Raw genomic sequence first — 15,571 nt, 5'->3', positions numbered from 1 at the left:
GAAACCCCATGAACATCAAGATCGCCAGCAAGAAAACCCTCACCGTCGCCGGTCGTGCCGGTGCCTGCTGTGGTGCCTGCTGCGCCCCGCTCGGGGTGAACTGAGCCCCACCCACGCCGGCGCCTGGCGCCGGCGTGGGTTCCCGACAAGGAGGAACCATGCGCCTGGGATTCAACTTCACCCTCGGGGAAACCACGCCCCTGGTCCGTCGCCTGCTGGCCGAAGGGCGGATCGACTACGTGGAACTGCTGATCGACAACTTCCTCACCCTCGACGCGGACACCCTGGCCGGGGCCTTCGACGCGCCGATGGGGTTCCACATCATGTTCTCGCGCTTCATCGAGGCCGACGCCGCCAGCCTGGACGACATGGCCCAGCGCCTGCGCACGCTGATCGACCGGGTCAAGCCGCTGTACGTCTCCGACCACGTCGCCCGCTTCAGCCACGAGGGGCGCCAGCTCTACCACCTGGCCGAGATCGACTACCAGGCCGACTACGCCCGCGTGCGTGACGCCGTGGACGCCTGGCAGCAGCACCTGGGCTGCCAGCTGCTGCTGGAGAACTACCCGTCCATCCTCGAAGGCGGCCACGATGCGCCGGCCTTCTTCGAGCGGCTGTGCCGGGAGACCGGTGCGGGGGTGCTGTTCGACATCTCCAACGCGGTGTGCGCCCACCTCAACTGCGGCGTGCCCCTGGAGGCCTGGCTGCCGGTGATCGACGCCTCCCGACACTTCCACGTCGCCGGCTACAACCTGTCGATCCTCCAGCCACACCTGGTGCTGGACACCCACGACCGCCCGCTGTCGGACGAAACCCTGGCCTTCATCGAAACCTGGCGCGAGCGCTTCGACAGCCCCGGCGCCACCCTCACCTACGAGCGTGACGACGCCTTCGTGCAGCGCGAGATCGACAACGACCTGGCCACCCTGCGCACGCTGTTCGCCCAACCGGAGGTGCGCCGCCATGGCTGACCAGCCGCGCACCGACAGCCAGTTGCTGGCGGCCCTCTACCAACCGGCCCGCCAGGGCGACTACCCCCGCGACTCCCGCGCCTTCGTGCGCATCGACACCAGCCTGCGGGTCTACTGGCACAGCCTGTTCGACATCTGCCCCGGCCTGCTGGCGCTCTCCGGCCCCGATGGACTGGCGATCTTCCGCCCGTTCATGGCCTGGGCGGTGGAACAGGGCTGCTCGTTCAACTGGGCCTGGTACCTGTGGGTGTACGTGTGGCTGCAGCAGTCGGCGTTCCGCGATGCGGTGGACGATGAGCTGCGCTACAGCCTGATGGCCGCCTCCGCCGCCCGCTGGGCCACCGGCGACCGCTCCCGCCAGCGCGGCATCGTGCTCGGCAGCGCCGCCCTGCCCGACCTGGTGTGCGGCTGGAAGGCCAGCAGCCTGGAGGCCGGCCGCCAGGTCGAGCGCTTCGAGCTGGAGGAGCCCCTGCCCGCACCCGCTGCCGCCTTCGGCTACTTCACCAGCGCCACCGGCGACCTCTCCGAGGGGTTCCCCGGATGGACCGACCTGCCCCGTTGAACAGCCGTTTCTGGCACGGCTACCTGGCCCTGCTGCTGGCCTTTGCCGCCGGCCAGCTGGGGCCGCAGATCGACCTGGCGGTGCTGGCCCGGGCCGGCGACGGCCAGGCCGGCCTGTATGCACTGCTCACCCGCCTGGCACTGCTGGAACTGGTGGTCACCATGGCCCTGGGCACCGCGCTATCGGTGATGGCCAGCCAGGCCCAGCGCGCGGGCCGGCACGGGGAAGGACTGCGTCCGGCCCTGGTGCTGGCAGGGGCGCTGGGCGTACCTCTGGGCCTGCTCGGCGCCCTGGCCGGCCTGGGGTTGCTGCCGATGCTGCTGCACAGCGAAGCAGCGCAGTTGCCCGAGGTGATGGCGGCGCTGCCCTGGTTCTTCCTCGCCACGCCCTTGCGCCTGCTCAACAGCTGCGCCGGCCTGTTGCTCCACGCCCGTGGCGAGGGCCGCCAGGCGCTGCGCATCAAGGGCGTCGAGCTGCTGGCACGGCTGGTGCTGGACCTGGCGCTGGTCCTGGGGTTCGGTGCGGGCCTCTCGGGCTGCTTCATCGCCGGCCTGTTGCTGAACCTCGGCACCTGCGCCTGGCTGCTACGCCACCTGGCCCACGCCTCCCCAGGCCAACCGTGGCGCCCTCGGTGGGCCTGGTGCCGGCAGGCGCTGCTGCACAGCGGCTGGGAGAGCCAGCGGGTGCTGGCGATCCAGGCCTTCGGCCTGGCGGCGGTGACGCTGGTGGCCATGGACCGCCCCTGGCCGGAGTCCGCCGGGCGCCTGGATGGGTTCTCCGCCGTGCTCACCCTGGGGATGTTGGTGCTGTCGCCGCTCAACGCCCTGCTGCGCTTTCTCGCCCTGCGCCTGGCTGCGGGTGACCCGGTGGCGATCCGTGATGAAGTGCGGCGGCGGGCGCTGCCCGTCGCTGCCGTGGCGTCGGTGGGCCTGCTGCTGGCAATTCAGGCCCTCGGCCAGCTCTACGGGCAATCGGGCCCCTGGTGGACGGCCGGCCTGCTGCTGCTCGCGCTGTCCCTGCCGTTGCGGGTGCTGGGCAACCTCCAGCGCGCCCAGTACCAGGCGGCCGGGCGTTTCGCCGAGGTCGGCCGGCTGGAGGCCGCTGCCCTGTGGCTGGTCGGCCTGCCGGTGCTGCTGGCGGGCATGGCGCTGGACTGCCCACCCCTGGCCTATGCCTATCTGCTGCTGCCCGAACTGTGCGTGATCACGGGGCTGCACAGCAGGAAGGCCTGGGCCAGCCTGGCAGGGCCTGGCGAACGCCCCGAGGGCTGAGCCCCTCGGCTCAAGGCTCGCGGCGCTCCATGGCCTGGGGTGACTTGATGACGCCAGCCAGGTTGCCATGGCCGTAGCCCTGTTCCCGGTCGGAGCAGGTGCCCCGCCAGCGCCAGAAGCGCTCGTGGAAGTAGAACGCCACGGTGTTGCAGGCGGGTTCGATCAGGGCGATCAGCCCGCCCTGCAGCGCGCTCCCGGTCAAGGCGTAGGCCACGCAGAAGGCGATGCTGAAGTGCAGCACGGCGAAGCTGAGGGTCTTCACCAGGGGCTGCTCCGCCCCGCTGGAATGGCCGCAGCAGCCCGGCAGTCCGCGCTTCATCGCTTGGCCTCCAGGCCGGGTGCCTCGGCACGATCGAGGAAGGCCTGGGTCAGCTCGGGCAGGTGCGCCAGCGTCCACTCGGCCATGGCCTGCTCCTGGGGCAGGATGGCCTCGCACACCACGCGGGTCTCCTCGTCCCCTGCAGCCTCCGCCGCAGCCAGCAACACGGTGTAGGCCGCCACCTCCATCTGCTCGAAGACGTGCCCGGCCATGGAGGCCTTGAGGACTTCATCCTCCACCAGCATGGTCCCGGCGGCCTGGGCAAAGGCCCCCAGGCGGGCTCCCAGGTCCTTCAGGGTGGAGGGCGAATGGCCCAAGCGCTCCAGGGCCTGTTCCACCAGCCGTTTCTGGTCGCGGGTCTCCTGCAGGTGCTTCTCCAGACGGGTGCGCAGCTTGGGGTAGTTCAGCAGGCGACCGATCTGGGCCTCGAGCATCTGCTCGGCCTGCTGCTCCATGGCGTGGGCATCCTTCAGCCAGTCGATCAGGTGTTCGTGGCGCTCGGTCATCTCGGTGCTCCTGTGCAGTGCCCCACCGCAGCGGGGCATCGGCTCATTGCGGGGTGGTGGAGGCGTCGTCGCCCTGGATGTCGGGGTCATCCGGCAGGGCCTCGGGTTCCGGGTCCTGCTGGATGGGCCAGGTGGCGGTCTCGTCCTCCGGCCGTGGGGTGTCGTTGCTGGGGGTTTCCGTGTGGTTGTGCATGGCCTGTTCTCCGGGATCTGTTCTGGTTTCGTGTGAACACGGGCAGAACAAGTTCAGGTGAAAGGCCGAATGGTTCAACGCGTTATACACAGCCAATGAAACGAGAACTTCCGTACAACAAAAACGAAGCCAGACGGCGATAACCAAGCCCAACTAACCAGACTTTCAAAAGGCAACTTGCCCAGTCTTAGAATTTGCTGTTTCGCGCAACTTTCCTACGCATCAGCTGGCCAGTATTGAAATACCGCTGCGTCTTGCTAAGTTCCGCTTCGGATCATTGACAGAAGGAGTTGCCATGAACTGGCTGGTCACCTACCTGATGCACGGCGAGCGCCGAACGCTGCTGATGAAGTCCCGCTCCACGCCCACCCTGAAGGCGCTGGCGTTTGCCATCCAGGATCTCGAATTTCCTGGAACGCCCCGTCCCTCAAGGTCCAGCGCGGCCATGGCGGCCTGGCTGGAAGAGGTCGGCATCACCGTGCTGAATATCGCGCCGCAAAAGAAACCCCTGCTTCCCATGCGCCCGCAGTCGTTCCACCTGAACCGCGCTTGAGGCAACGTGTCGGCGTCGCCGCCCTTGAAAAAAGAGGGTGGCGTTCCGTCCGCGAATGCAACTTTCCAAGTCGACCGTTCGAAACTTTCGTTGAACATCCCCGGCAACATCCGGTTCTTCCCTAGTGAGTGGCCCATGGCCCGTCGCGCTATCACGTCACGATCAACTCGAGGAGAACTTTCATGTTCGTTCACAACAAGCGGTTGCAATACACCGTTCGGGTTTCGGCCCCCAATCCCGGGCTGGCGAATCTGCTGCTGGAACAGTTCGGCGGTCCCCAGGGCGAACTCGCCGCCGCCATGCGCTACTTCACCCAGGCCCTGAACGAGGACGACGCCGGCCGCAAGGACCTGCTGCTGGACATCGCCACCGAGGAACTGAGCCACCTGGAGGTGATCGGTTCCATCGTCGGGATGCTCAACAAGGGCGCCAAGGGCGACCTGGCCGAAGGCATCGAGGCAGAAGCCGACCTGTACCGCTCCCTGACCGGCGCCGGCAACGACTCCCACGTCACCAGCCTGCTGTATGGCGGCGGGCCGGCGCTGACCAACTCGGCCGGTGTGCCCTGGTCGGCGGCCTACATCGACTCCATCGGCGAGCCGACGGCCGACTTCCGCTCCAACATCGCGGCCGAGGCGCGGGCCAAGATCATCTACGAGCGGCTGATCAACGTCACCGACGACCCGGGCATCAAGGAGGCCCTGGGCTTCCTCATGACCCGCGAGCTAGCCCACCAGAAGTCCTTCGAGAAGGCGCTGCATTCGATCCAGCCGAACTTTCCCCAGGGCAAGCTGCCGGGCATGCCGGCCTTCACCAGCGTGTACTTCAACCTGTCCCAGGGCGAAGGCGACTGTCGGGGGCCGTGGAACCGCGGAGACGAATGGACCTTCGTGGAGGCGCCGGAGCCGGCCGTGGACGGCGGCAACGGCCTGCCGAGCGTGAACCTGCCCGACAGCCAGCGGGCCACGCTGGAGCAGATGCGCGAGCGCACCGCCTCGGACCCGAGCCGTGACTCCATCACCGGCGCGGACCTGGGCTCGGGCGTGGTCATTCGCCCGGCCAACTAGTGTGGAAGCTTCCCCGTGCACGGCTTGGCGGCCTGTGTACGGGGCTTTTTGACCGATTCGCTTTCATGCAGGGCTCGCTGTTTCACAACGGCGACACTCTGCTAGCATTGCCCCCAGCCCGACCCAACCAGCCCGAAGCCCGCTGATGAACATGGCCCGCCGACACCGCTCGCTGATCGCCTGGATGCTGTATTTCAGCATCCTGTTCGGCGCGCTCGCCTGCGCGGTGGGTCACGGGCAGATGGCAGGCCTCGCCCTGAGCGGCCTCGACGGGCAGTTCTGCTCCCTGGACGATGCCAGCGGCGGCAGCAAGAGCCTCGGCGACATGGGCGTGGTCAGCGGCAACCTGGCCTCCGGTTCGGGTTGTGCACTGAGCTCCAGCTTCGGTGCCCTCCTCCTCGCGGCGTTCTTCGGCCTGCTCGCCCTGCTGGCGCCCAGCCGCCACTGGCCGTTGCCCGAGCGGGTCCACCGCCATCCTCCTCGGCGAGCCTGGGTGCTCGCCAACCCCCGCGCCTCCCCGCTGTTCGCCTGACCCATCGGCCTCACTGGCCGCTGCCTGACCCTGCGAACCGTTTGTGCCGGCCTGTCCGGCAAGTCGTGGCCTGGAGGCCCGAAGATGACCACCCGTACCCCTGCGCCGGCCCAGTCGGCGACCGCTGCCCGCCCGGCGTTCTACACCCTGGCCTGGCGCTGGCATTTCTATGCCGGCCTGTTCGTCATCCCGTTCATGGTCCTGCTGTCCGTCACCGGGCTGATCTACCTGTTCAAGCCGCAACTGGACCAGGCGATGTACGCCGACCTGCTGCGCGTACCGGCAGCCGGCCAGCCGCTCAGCGCCGATACCCTGCTGCTGCGGGCGCAGGCCGCCCATCCAGAGGCGGTGGTCAGCAAGTACCTGCCGCCGGTGGCGGAAGGCTGGAGCGGGCAGTTCGTGATCACCGAGCAGGGCCGCGAGCTGAACCTCTTCATCGACCCGTACAGCGGCCGGGTACTGGGCACCCAGGATGCGCTGTGGAACCTCCAGGCCGCCGCGCGCAAGCTGCACGGCGACCTGCTGATCGGCCCGCTGGGTGATCGCCTGATCGAGCTGGCCGCTGGCTGGGGCATCGTGCTGGTGGTCTCCGGGCTCTACCTCTGGTGGCCACGGGGCACCGGCGGTGCCGGTGTGCTGTGGCCGCGCCTGTCGGCACGCGGGCGCCTGCTGTGGCGGGACCTGCACGGCGTGACCGGGTTCTGGGGCTCGCTGTTGCTGCTGTTCATGCTGATGACCGGGATGACCTGGACCGGTTTCTGGGGTGCCCAGTTCGCCGGCGCCTGGAACCACTTCCCGGCAGCCATGTGGGACGACGTGCCGAAGTCCCGCCAGGCGGCGGCCAGCCTCAACGAGGCCCATCGCCAGACCGTGCCCTGGGCGGTGGAGACCACGCCCCTGCCTGCCTCCGACCCGCATGCCGCGCACCACGCCCACGGTAGCGAGCAGGCGCCGGCCAGTGCGTCGCGCATCCCCCTGCAGCAGGTGGTGGACACCGCCCGCGAACGCCAGGTGACGCCGGGCTACAGCATCAGCTTCCCCAAGGGCGCCGAGGGCGTGTTCAGCGTCTCGGTGTTCGACGACGACCCGCGCAACGACGCCACCCTGCACCTGGACCAGTACAGCGGCAAGGTGCTGGCGGACGTGCGCTGGGCCGACTACGGCCCGGTGGCGCGCACCGTCGAGACCGGGGTGATGCTCCACGAAGGCAAGCTGTTCGGCCTGCCCAACCAGCTGCTGATGGCTGCCGTGTGCCTGCTGATCCTGTTCAGCTCGGTCAGCGGCCTGGTGCTCTGGTGGAAGCGTCGCCCGGCCGGCCGCCTCGGTGTGCCGCCGCAGCGCCATGACCTGCCGCGCTGGAAGACGGCCATCGGCGTGATGCTGGTGCTGGCCGTGGCCTTCCCGCTGGTGGGCGCATCGCTGGTGGCCGTGTGGCTGCTGGACCGGGTGGTCCGCCTGCTGCGCCCGCTGGACAGTGCCGATGCGGCAGCGGGCTGAAGCCTGCACAGTGAAGCGCATGCCCATGCAGACGGCCCGGCACCCGGACGGAGACGCACGTTCATGAACGCGCGCCTGCGCCGGCTGGGCGCGCACCTCGGGCTGCTGGCCCTGGCGCTCATCGTGCTGGGGCCGCTGGTGGCCCGCCTGCAGGCCCCCGTGCAGGACTGGAGCTGGCTGCAGGCGCTGGCCTGCCACGCCGGCAGCGTCCAGACCAGCCCGGGGCCGGCTCCCCTTCCGTTGCAACCCAAGGCGCCCGAAGCCCCGCTGCTGACGGTGCTGGACGCCTGCGGCTACTGCTCGCTGCTGCTCAACTCCCCGGCGGCCACCGGCCCGCTCTGGCAGCCGCTGCCCTGCGCCCGCCCCGGTACGCCGGTGTGCTCGGGCCAGCCCCTGGCGGCGCTTGCCGCCCTGCACTTCCCCTCCTCCCGCTCCCGGGCGCCGCCGGCCATCGCCTGATCGTCCGTCATCGGCCTGCAACACCGGCCGAACCCAGGGTTAGACGGGCCAAGAGGCCCGCGATGACAAGGAGCGTGAGCGATGCGTTCACCCAAACTCAGGTCCACCCTCTCCACCCGCCGCGCGGGTGGCGAGCAACCCTTTCCCGACTACCCCAGCAATGCGCGGTCGTTCATTGCGCTGGACACGCGGCTGCTGCCGTACTGGCACATGCTGTTCGACCTCTGCCCGGTGCTGCTCAAGCTCGATCCGCCGGAGGGCGTGGGGCTGTTCCGCGCCTTCATGGTCTGGGCCTACCGCCACCAGCCAGCGCAGGACTGGACCTTCCACATCAGCTTCTGCCGCTGGCTGCTGCAGTCCGAGTACGCCCCCCAGGTGAAGGCCGCCCATGTGGAGAGCCTGCTCTCCGCGGCAGCGGCACGCTGGATCAACAGCGACCCCAGCGAGGCCCAGGGCATCCTCCTGGCGTGCAGCGCCTTCCCCATGACCACGGTGGAATGGAAGGAAGGCAACGCCGTCGGCGGCGACGCCGACATCCAGGTGCTGCCGCCGGCACGCTTCGACTTCGCCTGGTCGCCCCTGGGCCGTGGCGGCATCGGCAGCTTCCGCCGCTGGCTGAGGATCCACGATTGAACCTGCGACCGCCTGCCGCAGGCACCTGCCGGGCGTGTAACGGCGCCTGCCGGGTACCCGGCTGCGGCAGGCCGTCGCAGTTGAGGGGGTTTTCACGCCCCCACTAGGATGGCGGGGCCCCGAACCTGGAGTTGTCCTTGGCAGGGCTTCCACGGTTGGGTTCGGGGCCCCCCTCGAATCGACACCGTCGATGACGACCCTCCCGCACGGGAGGGTCTTTTTTTCAGGCTGTCGGGCCCGGCAAGATAGCGCCCGGCAGACGCCACCGTGATCCGATAACAACACCCACGATGAGGAATCCCCGATGAAAGCCATCCTGCTCGCTTTCGGCCTGCTGTCCCTGGGCGCCATCCAGACCGCCCAAGCCGCCCAGGACCCGGAAGCCGTGTTCAACCGCGCCTGCGGCATGTGCCACAACGGCCAGTTGCCCCAGGCGCCGAAGAAAGGCGACCACGCCGCCTGGGCCCCGCGCCTGGCCCAGGGCAACGACACCCTGGTCAAGCACGTCACCGAAGGCTTCAACGCCATGCCGCCACGCGGCCTGTGCATGGACTGCTCGGCCGAGGACTACAAGGCCGTGATCGAGTGGATGAGCAAGTAACCCGGTAGTGCCCTTCGCGGCGCCTGTCCCGGGGCGCCGCTTCCCTAGCCGTTCACCCGCCCCGTCAACCCGCTCAGGGTGTCCGCCAGCTCCCGCGTGCGGCTGGAGGTTTCCTCGGTCAGCAGCGCCGACTCGCGCAGCGTGCCGATCATCCCGCCCAGTGACGCCACTTCGTCCGCCTGCTGCTGGATGTGCCCGGCCACCACGGTGATGGCCTGGGACAGCTGGTCGACGTCGGTGCCGATCTCGGCGGCGTTCTTGTGGGTGATCTGCGCCAGGTTGCGCACCTCGTCCGCCACCACCGCGAACCCGCGTCCCATTTCCCCGGCCCGCGCCGCTTCGATGGCGGCGTTGAGCGCCAGCAGGTTGGTCTGCCCGGCGATCTGCTGGATGACCTGGACGATGGACTGGATGCGCAGGCTGGAGCGCGCCAGTTCGTCGGCGCTGCGCACCACCGTGGAACCCTGCTCGGTGAGGCTGCGCACGGTCTGCTCGGCCTGGCCGGTGACTTCGCCCTGGCGGGCGATGTTCTCGGTCAGCACGTCCATGCTCTGGTGCAGGTCGTCGGCATGCAGGCGCAGCTGTTCACCGATCTCCCGCTGGCTGCTCTCCGCGGCCTGCAGCACACGGCCCAGGTCGGCCAGGCCCTGGAACACCGGACGGATGTGCTCGTCCAGGCCCTCGCTGTCGACGCTGCTGCTGTAGTCGTGGCGCTTGAACGCCTCGATCTGGCTGACCACCACCTGGCTGAGCCCGGCCAACTTCTTCACCTGGCGGCGCAGGAAGAAGGCCTTGAACTCGCCGTAGTGGATGGGGAAGCGGTCCATGTACTCGTCGGTGAAGGCCTCGCCGGGCGCCACCTGGAAGAAGAACACCGCCGTCAGGGTCTGGTTGAGGTTGAGCCCGAGGATCTCGCCGAAGGTGGAGAACCCCACCACCGGCACCTCGCCGAACACCCCGCTCATGCGGCCCAGTTCGTCACCGTTGTTCAGGCGCCGGAGGATGCAGTCGTTGAGCAGCCCGAGCAGCGGCGTGCCGCCCTTGCCACGGAGGAACTGGGCGAAGTCGCGGCGGGTCGCCTCCACCAGCGAGGTGCGCTTGACCATCACCAGCTCTTCTCCCGGCGCCACGTCGCAGAACAGGTGCACCACCTCGCGCTGCAGGTCGATCTGGGCGATGGAGCGCACGAACAGCTGCTCGCCGACGCGAATGGCGAAGGAGTATTCCGCCAGGCGCCGCTCCAGTTCATCCGGGCGGCAGCCCAGCGCCTCGCACAGTGCCGTGACCATGCTGACGATGCGCCCCTTGGCGTCCACCACCTGGCGGATGCTGCGTTCCTCCAGGGACGCGGTCAGCACGCTGAAGCTGACGCTGGTGGGCTCGAAGTTCTGGCTCTTGAACACCCCGAAGCGGATGCCCGGCGCGCTCTTGAGGAAGACCACCAGGGCGTGGTTCTCGTAGCGCTGGCGACCGTCGTGGAGGAAGGTCTGGCGGAAATCCCCCTTGCCCCCGGCCGAGCCGCCCACGAACAGGCAGGGGAAGCGCCCGCATTCGTAGAGCGCCTCCATGAAGAAGGATTCCGAGGCCGACAGGCCATCGAACAGCACGTAGGCCAGGGTGTCGTGGGCCTCGATGGGCGTGGTCACCCGCAGGTTCTTCAGTGACTGGGTGAGCCGCGCGATGCGCTCGCGCAGCGCCATGCGGGCACCGCCCTGGCGGATGTCCTGGCTTTCCAGCGGCACGCTGACCACCTCGGCCGAGGCGATCACCGAGCCATCGAACAGGGCCAGCACCACCCGGTCCCACTGCCCGGAAGCATCGCAATAGAGACGCCCGCCGCCTTCGCACAACTCGCCGGCGCTGCTGCTCAGGCTCAGCGCCACGCCGGGGAAGCGCCCGCTGACCTGGCGGGCCACCCGGTCGATGTCCAGGTGCGGGGACACATACCCGGTGATGAAAGTGGGCCGCAGCGACAGCGCGGCCAGCTCCCGGGACAATTCGGCAGACGAACAGCTCAGGTGGCGCGCAGCCGCGCGAGACGAGCCGTTGGCAGTGAAGCGACTGAAGACACCCATGACGGCCTCCAAAGGGCACCCTGATTATTTTCCCCAGACTATAGAGGGCTATTCCTACGCGTCTGTAGTTCTTTGGGATGTCCTGCGACAACGTTTCGCAGAGGCCTACAGGGTAGACGCCTGAACGCTGACTGAATGAAACGCAGGAGGCGATTGACCCCCTTATGGGCCGGGCGTAGATTCCGCCCGCCTTCCCACCCGAAACAGGAGAACCCCTTGGACAGTTGCCCCGGTCGATTGCGACAGGGCTGAACAGCGAGCACGTCCAGCGGTTCCCTCCGCCGTCGTCTCGCTGCCTTCAGCGGACGGTGGCCCGACGCCCCTTCCTTGACGTTCACCGACGCGCTGCCTGCGCGACGGCGACGCCTGCCTGTGCAATCCACACCCCTTCAGCGCCGGTCACCCGGCACACACCCCGGCCCCCTGGCCGGACACGAGGTGGAACATGGATTGGAAAGTCTTCCTGCTGCGGGTCGCCGCAGCGCTCGTACTCGGCGCCCTGATCGGCGCCGAGCGTCAACTGCGCCAGCGCCTCACCGGCCTGCGCACCAATGCCCTTGTGAGCACCGGCGCCTGCCTGTTCGTGCTGATGAGCCAGGGCGTACCGGGCATGGCGGGCGATGCCTCGCGTATCGCCGCCTACGTGGTCTCCGGCATCGGCTTCCTGGGGGGCGGCGTGATCATGCGCGACGGCCTCAACGTGCGCGGCCTGAACACGGCCGCAACGCTCTGGTGCACCGCCGCCATCGGCGTGCTGTGCAGCATGGGCCTGCTGCTGGAAGCCGCCCTCGGCACCCTGGCGGTGCTCTGCGCCAACATCCTGCTGCGTGACATCGCCCAGCGCCTGAACCACCTGGACACCCTGCCCGGCAGCGAGGTCGAGCAGCGCTACAGCGTCGACATCGTCTGCCGCGCCGAGGACGAGATCCAGGTGCGCAGCCTGATGCTGCATGACCTGGAGGGCGGCAGCCTGCGCCTGCAATCGCTGCACAGCCAGGACCAGGCCACGCCCGGGCGCCTGGAGGTGCGCGCCGAACTGCTCGGCAAGCCCGGCACCACCACCCAGCTGGAGCGCCTGGTCAGCCGGGTGAGCCTGGAGAAAGGCGTCAGCTCGGTGCGCTGGCGGCTTCACGACCTGGCGGCGGACGCATAACCCATCGGCACCGGGCTCCTCGCCCGGCCCCTCGAACAGCCATCGCTCCACGAGTGACGAGGAAACCACCATGTTGATGTCCGCCCTGGGCCGGCGCCTGCTGGCTCTGTTCGACCACGGCCTCGGCCGCCATTTCCGCCGCCGCGCCTTGCTCGACGCGTTGCGCGGCCGGCGCACCGCCGCCACCCTGCCGCCGGCATTCGTCCAGCAACTGGAGGCGTTCGCCAGTTGCCCACCCGAGCAGCTGTTCCGGCAACTGGACAGCCAGCCCGGCGGCCTCGACCCGGCCCAGGCGCAGCGGGTGCTCGAACGGGTCGGCACCAACCAGGTGGAACAGGAGAAACCGCTGTCGCCCCTGCACCACCTCTGGCTCTGCTACTGCAACCCGTTCAACCTGCTGCTGACCGCCCTGGCGGTGCTCTCCTGGGTCACCGAAGACCTCCAGGCGGCGCTGGTGATCGGCTGCATGGTGCTGGTCTCGACGCTGCTCCGCTTCGTCCAGGAGACCCGCTCCAACCGCGCCGCGGAAAGCCTGCGGGCACTGGTGGACAACACCGCCAGCGTGCTGCGCCCCGGTGCGCCGTCACCCGACCGGCGCGGCGCGGTGGAAGTGCCGTTCCGCGACCTGGTGCCGGGCGACGTGGTGCTGTTGGCGGCCGGCGACATGATCCCGGCGGACCTGCGGGTGCTGGAGGCGCGCAACCTCTTCCTCAACCAGTCCGCCATCACCGGCGAAGCGCTGCCGGTGGAGAAGTTCGCCACGCCCCAGGGCCCGACCCCGGGCACGCCCCTGGAGCGCGACACCCTGTGCTTCATGGGCACCAACGTGGTCAGCGGCAGCGCCCGCGCGTTGGTGCTGGGCACCGGGCCGAACACCTACTTCGGCAACCTCGCCGCCCATGTGCTGGAGCCCGACCGCGAGCCCAGCGCCTTCCAGCAGGGGGTCAACAAGGTCAGCTGGCTGCTGATCCGCTTCATGCTGGTGATGGCCCCGGTGGTGCTGCTGGTCAACGGCTTCACCAAGGGCGACTGGCTGCAGGCCTCGCTGTTCGCCCTCTCCATCGCCGTGGGCCTGACGCCCGAAATGCTGCCGATGATCGTCACCTCGACCCTGGCCAAGGGCGCCCTGGCGCTCTCGCGCAAGAAGGTGATCGTCAAGCGCCTCGACGCCATCCAGAACTTCGGCGCCATGGACGTGCTGTGCACCGACAAGACCGGCACCCTCACCCAGGACCGCATCGTGCTCGAACGCCACACCGATGTGCTGGGCCGCCCCTGCGACGCGGTGCTGGACGACGCCTGGCTGAACAGCTTCCACCAGACCGGCCTGCGCAACCTGTTGGACGTGGCGGTGCTGGAGCACGGCGATGCCCAGCGCCGGGCGCAGCTGGCCGAGGCGTTCAGCAAGGTCGACGAACTGCCCTTCGATTTCGAGCGGCGGCGCATGTCGGTGGTGGTGGCGGAACACGGCGACGGCCACCGGCTGGTGTGCAAGGGCGCGCTGGACGAGGTGCTGGCGGTGTGCGACCGGGTGCGCCTGGACGGCGAGGAATTCCCCCTGCACGACGCCCTGCGGGCCGACATCCGCGAGCACGCCGCCCGCCTCAACGACGAGGGGCTGCGGGTGGTGGCGGTGGCCGTGCGGCAGTTCCCCGGGGACCGCCGCGACTACCGCGTGGAGGACGAGCAGGAGCTGCTGCTCACCGGCTACATCGCCTTCCTCGATCCCCCCAAGGAGACCAGCCGCGAAGCCCTGCAGGCGCTGCGCGAGCATGGCGTGTCGGTGAAGGTGCTGACCGGCGACAACGAGCGCGTGAGCCAGCGCGTGCTGCGTGAAGTGGGGCTGCCGGTGGAAGGCCTGCTGCTGGGCAGCGAGGTGGACGCCCTGGACGACCGCGAGCTGGGCGAACGGGCCGCCGCCTGCTCGCTGTTCGCCCGCCTGACGCCCGCGCAAAAGGCCCGGGTGGTGCGCCTGCTGCGCGAGCGCGGGCACGTGGTGGGCTTCCTCGGCGACGGCATCAACGACGCGCCGGCCCTGCGCGCGGCGGACATCGGCATCTCGGTGGACACCGCCGTGGACATCGCCAAGGAGGCGGCCGACATCATCCTCCTGGAGAAGAGCCTGATGGTGCTGGAAGCCGGGGTTCGCGAAGGCCGGCGCACCTTCTCCAACATGCTCAAGTACATCAAGATGACCGCCAGCTCGAACTTCGGGAACGTGTTCAGCGTGCTGGTGGCCAGCGCCTTCCTGCCCTTCCTGCCGATGCTGCCCCTGCACCTGCTGGTGCAGAACCTGCTCTACGACCTGTCGCAGACCGCCATTCCCTTCGACAACGTCGACGACGAGCAACTGGCCAGGCCGCAGCAATGGCGGGCCGACGAGATCGGTCGCTTCATGGTGTTCTTCGGGCCGCTCAGCTCGATCTTCGACATCCTCACCTACGCCCTGATGTGGTTCGTCTTCGCCGCCAGCACACTGGCGCACCAGACCCTGTTCCAGACCGGCTGGTTCGTCGAAGGGCTGCTGTCGCAGACCCTGGTGGTGCACCTGATCCGCACCCGTCGCCTGCCCTTCCTGCAAAGCCGTGCCGGCTGGCCGCTGCTGCTGATGACCCTGGTGATCGCCAGCATCGGCCTGCTGCTGCCGTTCTCGCCCCTGGCGGCGCGCTTCAAGCTGCAGCCCCTGCCGCTGTCGTACTTCCCCTTCCTGCTGGCGCTGCTGCTGGGTTATGCCGCCGTGGTACAGGCCATGAAAGGGTGGTTCGCCCGCCGCTACGGCTGGCAGTGAGCCCGCTCCGCCACCCGCCCGGGCGGGTGGCGCTTTTATTTCGTTACGTAACGACAAATAACACTAATACTGCTATCGGCCTTGCTCTCAAGGGCTTGCAGGTTTCTGTTACGTAACGATAATCAGCCTCCTGAATCAGCCTTCAAGGCCACCCGGACATCGCCATGAGCCCAACCGCCTCTCCGCCGCGCAAGCGCGGGCGCCCCTGCAACGGCCAGGCCCAGAGCAACGCCGAACGCCAGCGTGCCTGGCGCCAGCGCCAGGCTGAACAGCGCGAGCGCCAGGCGCGGGACGACCACGCCAGCAGCTGCCTCACCGAGTTCCTCCGCCAGGAGCGCGACCAGGCCCAGGCCGCCCTGGTGGAGGCGCAACGCCGGCTGGAAGCCCTCGA

At 68.8% G+C, this 15,571-nt stretch carries 17 protein-coding genes and 1 pseudogene; 13 read left to right on the top strand and 5 right to left on the bottom strand.

What is annotated here, in order from left to right:
• Positions 1–8 precede the first annotated feature (8 nt).
• From mbnA to mbnM, 4 genes are read left to right on the top strand one after another with little or no spacing between them, the layout of a single operon-like run.
• A complete protein-coding gene (gene mbnA / locus SZ55_RS27310; protein ID WP_074971730.1) occupies positions 9–104 on the top strand; it encodes a methanobactin in 96 nt (31 codons plus the stop codon).
• A 54-nt stretch (positions 105–158) separates the two neighbouring features.
• A complete protein-coding gene (mbnB, locus tag SZ55_RS05630; RefSeq protein ID WP_044402667.1) occupies positions 159–971 on the top strand; it encodes a methanobactin biosynthesis protein MbnB in 813 nt (270 codons plus the stop codon).
• On the top strand, positions 964–1,533 hold the full coding sequence (mbnC, locus tag SZ55_RS05625; protein WP_082078149.1) for a methanobactin biosynthesis protein MbnC: 570 nt from the start codon (positions 964–966) through the stop codon (positions 1,531–1,533). Before mbnB ends, mbnC begins: the two co-directional genes overlap by 8 nt.
• Positions 1,512–2,804 carry a hypothetical protein gene (gene mbnM / locus SZ55_RS05620; RefSeq protein WP_152644441.1) on the top strand — a complete coding sequence of 431 codons (1,293 nt, stop codon included), beginning with the start codon at positions 1,512–1,514 and terminating at the stop codon, positions 2,802–2,804. The genes mbnC and mbnM overlap by 22 nt, the downstream gene beginning before the upstream one ends.
• A 10-nt stretch (positions 2,805–2,814) precedes the next feature.
• Here the strand turns inward: mbnM and SZ55_RS05615 are convergent, their stop codons facing one another.
• Genes SZ55_RS05615 through SZ55_RS28250 form a run of 3 tightly spaced genes read right to left on the bottom strand, consistent with a single transcriptional unit; the run spans position 2,815 to position 3,822 of the window.
• Positions 2,815–3,123, bottom strand: coding sequence for a DUF2061 domain-containing protein (locus SZ55_RS05615; RefSeq protein ID WP_044402661.1), 309 nt, complete (start codon positions 3,121–3,123; stop codon positions 2,815–2,817).
• Complete coding sequence (locus SZ55_RS05610; protein ID WP_044402658.1) at positions 3,120–3,629, bottom strand: ferritin-like domain-containing protein; 510 nt, start codon at positions 3,627–3,629, stop codon at positions 3,120–3,122. Before SZ55_RS05610 ends, SZ55_RS05615 begins: the two co-directional genes overlap by 4 nt.
• Before the next feature lie 43 nt (positions 3,630–3,672).
• On the bottom strand, positions 3,673–3,822 hold the full coding sequence (locus SZ55_RS28250; RefSeq protein ID WP_160298833.1) for a hypothetical protein: 150 nt from the start codon (positions 3,820–3,822) through the stop codon (positions 3,673–3,675).
• 295 nt (positions 3,823–4,117) lie between these two features.
• On the opposite strand from SZ55_RS28250, the gene SZ55_RS05605 reads away from it, so the two are divergent.
• The 7 genes from SZ55_RS05605 to SZ55_RS05575 all read left to right on the top strand — a co-directional run bounded on the left by SZ55_RS05605 (position 4,118) and on the right by SZ55_RS05575 (position 9,164).
• The gene (locus SZ55_RS05605; RefSeq protein ID WP_044402655.1) at positions 4,118–4,375 is read left to right on the top strand and encodes a hypothetical protein; all 258 of its coding nucleotides are present in this window, start codon (positions 4,118–4,120) and stop codon (positions 4,373–4,375) included.
• A gap of 182 nt (positions 4,376–4,557) precedes the next feature.
• Positions 4,558–5,442 carry a manganese catalase family protein gene (locus tag SZ55_RS05600; RefSeq protein ID WP_044402652.1) on the top strand — a complete coding sequence of 295 codons (885 nt, stop codon included), beginning with the start codon at positions 4,558–4,560 and terminating at the stop codon, positions 5,440–5,442.
• Between the two features lie 145 nt (positions 5,443–5,587).
• Positions 5,588–5,974 (top strand): DUF2946 domain-containing protein, encoded by a 387-nt coding sequence (locus SZ55_RS05595; RefSeq protein WP_044402648.1) that lies wholly within the window; start codon positions 5,588–5,590, stop codon positions 5,972–5,974.
• Between the two features lie 84 nt (positions 5,975–6,058).
• Positions 6,059–7,471, top strand: coding sequence for a PepSY-associated TM helix domain-containing protein (locus SZ55_RS05590; protein WP_044402646.1), 1,413 nt, complete (start codon positions 6,059–6,061; stop codon positions 7,469–7,471).
• Positions 7,472–7,534: 63 nt separating this feature from the next.
• The gene (locus SZ55_RS05585; protein WP_052807531.1) at positions 7,535–7,930 is read left to right on the top strand and encodes a DUF2946 family protein; all 396 of its coding nucleotides are present in this window, start codon (positions 7,535–7,537) and stop codon (positions 7,928–7,930) included.
• Between the two features lie 81 nt (positions 7,931–8,011).
• A complete protein-coding gene (locus tag SZ55_RS05580) occupies positions 8,012–8,563 on the top strand; it encodes a putative natural product biosynthesis protein (RefSeq protein WP_044402643.1) in 552 nt (183 codons plus the stop codon).
• Between the two features lie 304 nt (positions 8,564–8,867).
• Positions 8,868–9,164 (top strand): c-type cytochrome, encoded by a 297-nt coding sequence (locus SZ55_RS05575; RefSeq protein WP_044402639.1) that lies wholly within the window; start codon positions 8,868–8,870, stop codon positions 9,162–9,164.
• 44 nt (positions 9,165–9,208) lie between these two features.
• Here the strand turns inward: SZ55_RS05575 and SZ55_RS29010 are convergent, their stop codons facing one another.
• On the bottom strand, positions 9,209–9,712 hold the full coding sequence (locus SZ55_RS29010; protein ID WP_371320941.1) for a methyl-accepting chemotaxis protein: 504 nt from the start codon (positions 9,710–9,712) through the stop codon (positions 9,209–9,211).
• Between the two features lie 420 nt (positions 9,713–10,132).
• Positions 10,133–11,239, bottom strand: a pseudogene (locus SZ55_RS29005) (FIST signal transduction protein); the annotation flags it as partial.
• 445 nt (positions 11,240–11,684) lie between these two features.
• Between SZ55_RS29005 and SZ55_RS05565 the strand changes: the two are divergent.
• Positions 11,685–12,392: an MgtC/SapB family protein gene (locus tag SZ55_RS05565; RefSeq protein WP_044402634.1), complete on the top strand. Its 708-nt coding sequence runs from the start codon at positions 11,685–11,687 to the stop codon at positions 12,390–12,392.
• Between the two features lie 70 nt (positions 12,393–12,462).
• A complete protein-coding gene (gene mgtA, locus SZ55_RS05560; RefSeq protein WP_044402631.1) occupies positions 12,463–15,180 on the top strand; it encodes a magnesium-translocating P-type ATPase in 2,718 nt (905 codons plus the stop codon).
• Positions 15,181–15,571: the final 391 nt, after the last annotated feature.

It is taken from the genome of Pseudomonas sp. FeS53a (assembly GCF_000931385.1).
In the GTDB taxonomy this organism is placed as follows: Bacteria; Pseudomonadota; Gammaproteobacteria; order Pseudomonadales; family Pseudomonadaceae; genus Metapseudomonas; species Metapseudomonas otitidis.
The sequence above is the reverse complement of the archived record's forward strand: the minus strand, read 5'-3'. Positions and strand labels throughout refer to the sequence as shown.

Coding starts and splice junctions, on each gene's coding strand:
- mbnA (WP_074971730.1), top strand. CDS start 9: ATGAACATCAAGATCGCCAGCAAGAAAACCCTCACCGTCGCCGGTCGT.
- SZ55_RS05575 (WP_044402639.1), top strand. CDS start 8,868: ATGAAAGCCATCCTGCTCGCTTTCGGCCTGCTGTCCCTGGGCGCCATC.
- SZ55_RS05565 (WP_044402634.1), top strand. CDS start 11,685: ATGGATTGGAAAGTCTTCCTGCTGCGGGTCGCCGCAGCGCTCGTACTC.
- mbnC (WP_082078149.1), top strand. CDS start 964: ATGGCTGACCAGCCGCGCACCGACAGCCAGTTGCTGGCGGCCCTCTAC.
- SZ55_RS29010 (WP_371320941.1), bottom strand. CDS start 9,712: ATGGACGTGCTGACCGAGAACATCGCCCGCCAGGGCGAAGTCACCGGC.
- SZ55_RS05585 (WP_052807531.1), top strand. CDS start 7,535: ATGAACGCGCGCCTGCGCCGGCTGGGCGCGCACCTCGGGCTGCTGGCC.
- SZ55_RS05600 (WP_044402652.1), top strand. CDS start 4,558: ATGTTCGTTCACAACAAGCGGTTGCAATACACCGTTCGGGTTTCGGCC.
- SZ55_RS05595 (WP_044402648.1), top strand. CDS start 5,588: ATGAACATGGCCCGCCGACACCGCTCGCTGATCGCCTGGATGCTGTAT.
- SZ55_RS05580 (WP_044402643.1), top strand. CDS start 8,012: ATGCGTTCACCCAAACTCAGGTCCACCCTCTCCACCCGCCGCGCGGGT.
- mbnB (WP_044402667.1), top strand. CDS start 159: ATGCGCCTGGGATTCAACTTCACCCTCGGGGAAACCACGCCCCTGGTC.
- SZ55_RS05605 (WP_044402655.1), top strand. CDS start 4,118: ATGAACTGGCTGGTCACCTACCTGATGCACGGCGAGCGCCGAACGCTG.
- SZ55_RS05615 (WP_044402661.1), bottom strand. CDS start 3,123: ATGAAGCGCGGACTGCCGGGCTGCTGCGGCCATTCCAGCGGGGCGGAG.
- SZ55_RS05590 (WP_044402646.1), top strand. CDS start 6,059: ATGACCACCCGTACCCCTGCGCCGGCCCAGTCGGCGACCGCTGCCCGC.
- mbnM (WP_152644441.1), top strand. CDS start 1,512: ATGGACCGACCTGCCCCGTTGAACAGCCGTTTCTGGCACGGCTACCTG.
- SZ55_RS05610 (WP_044402658.1), bottom strand. CDS start 3,629: ATGACCGAGCGCCACGAACACCTGATCGACTGGCTGAAGGATGCCCAC.
- mgtA (WP_044402631.1), top strand. CDS start 12,463: ATGTTGATGTCCGCCCTGGGCCGGCGCCTGCTGGCTCTGTTCGACCAC.
- SZ55_RS28250 (WP_160298833.1), bottom strand. CDS start 3,822: ATGCACAACCACACGGAAACCCCCAGCAACGACACCCCACGGCCGGAG.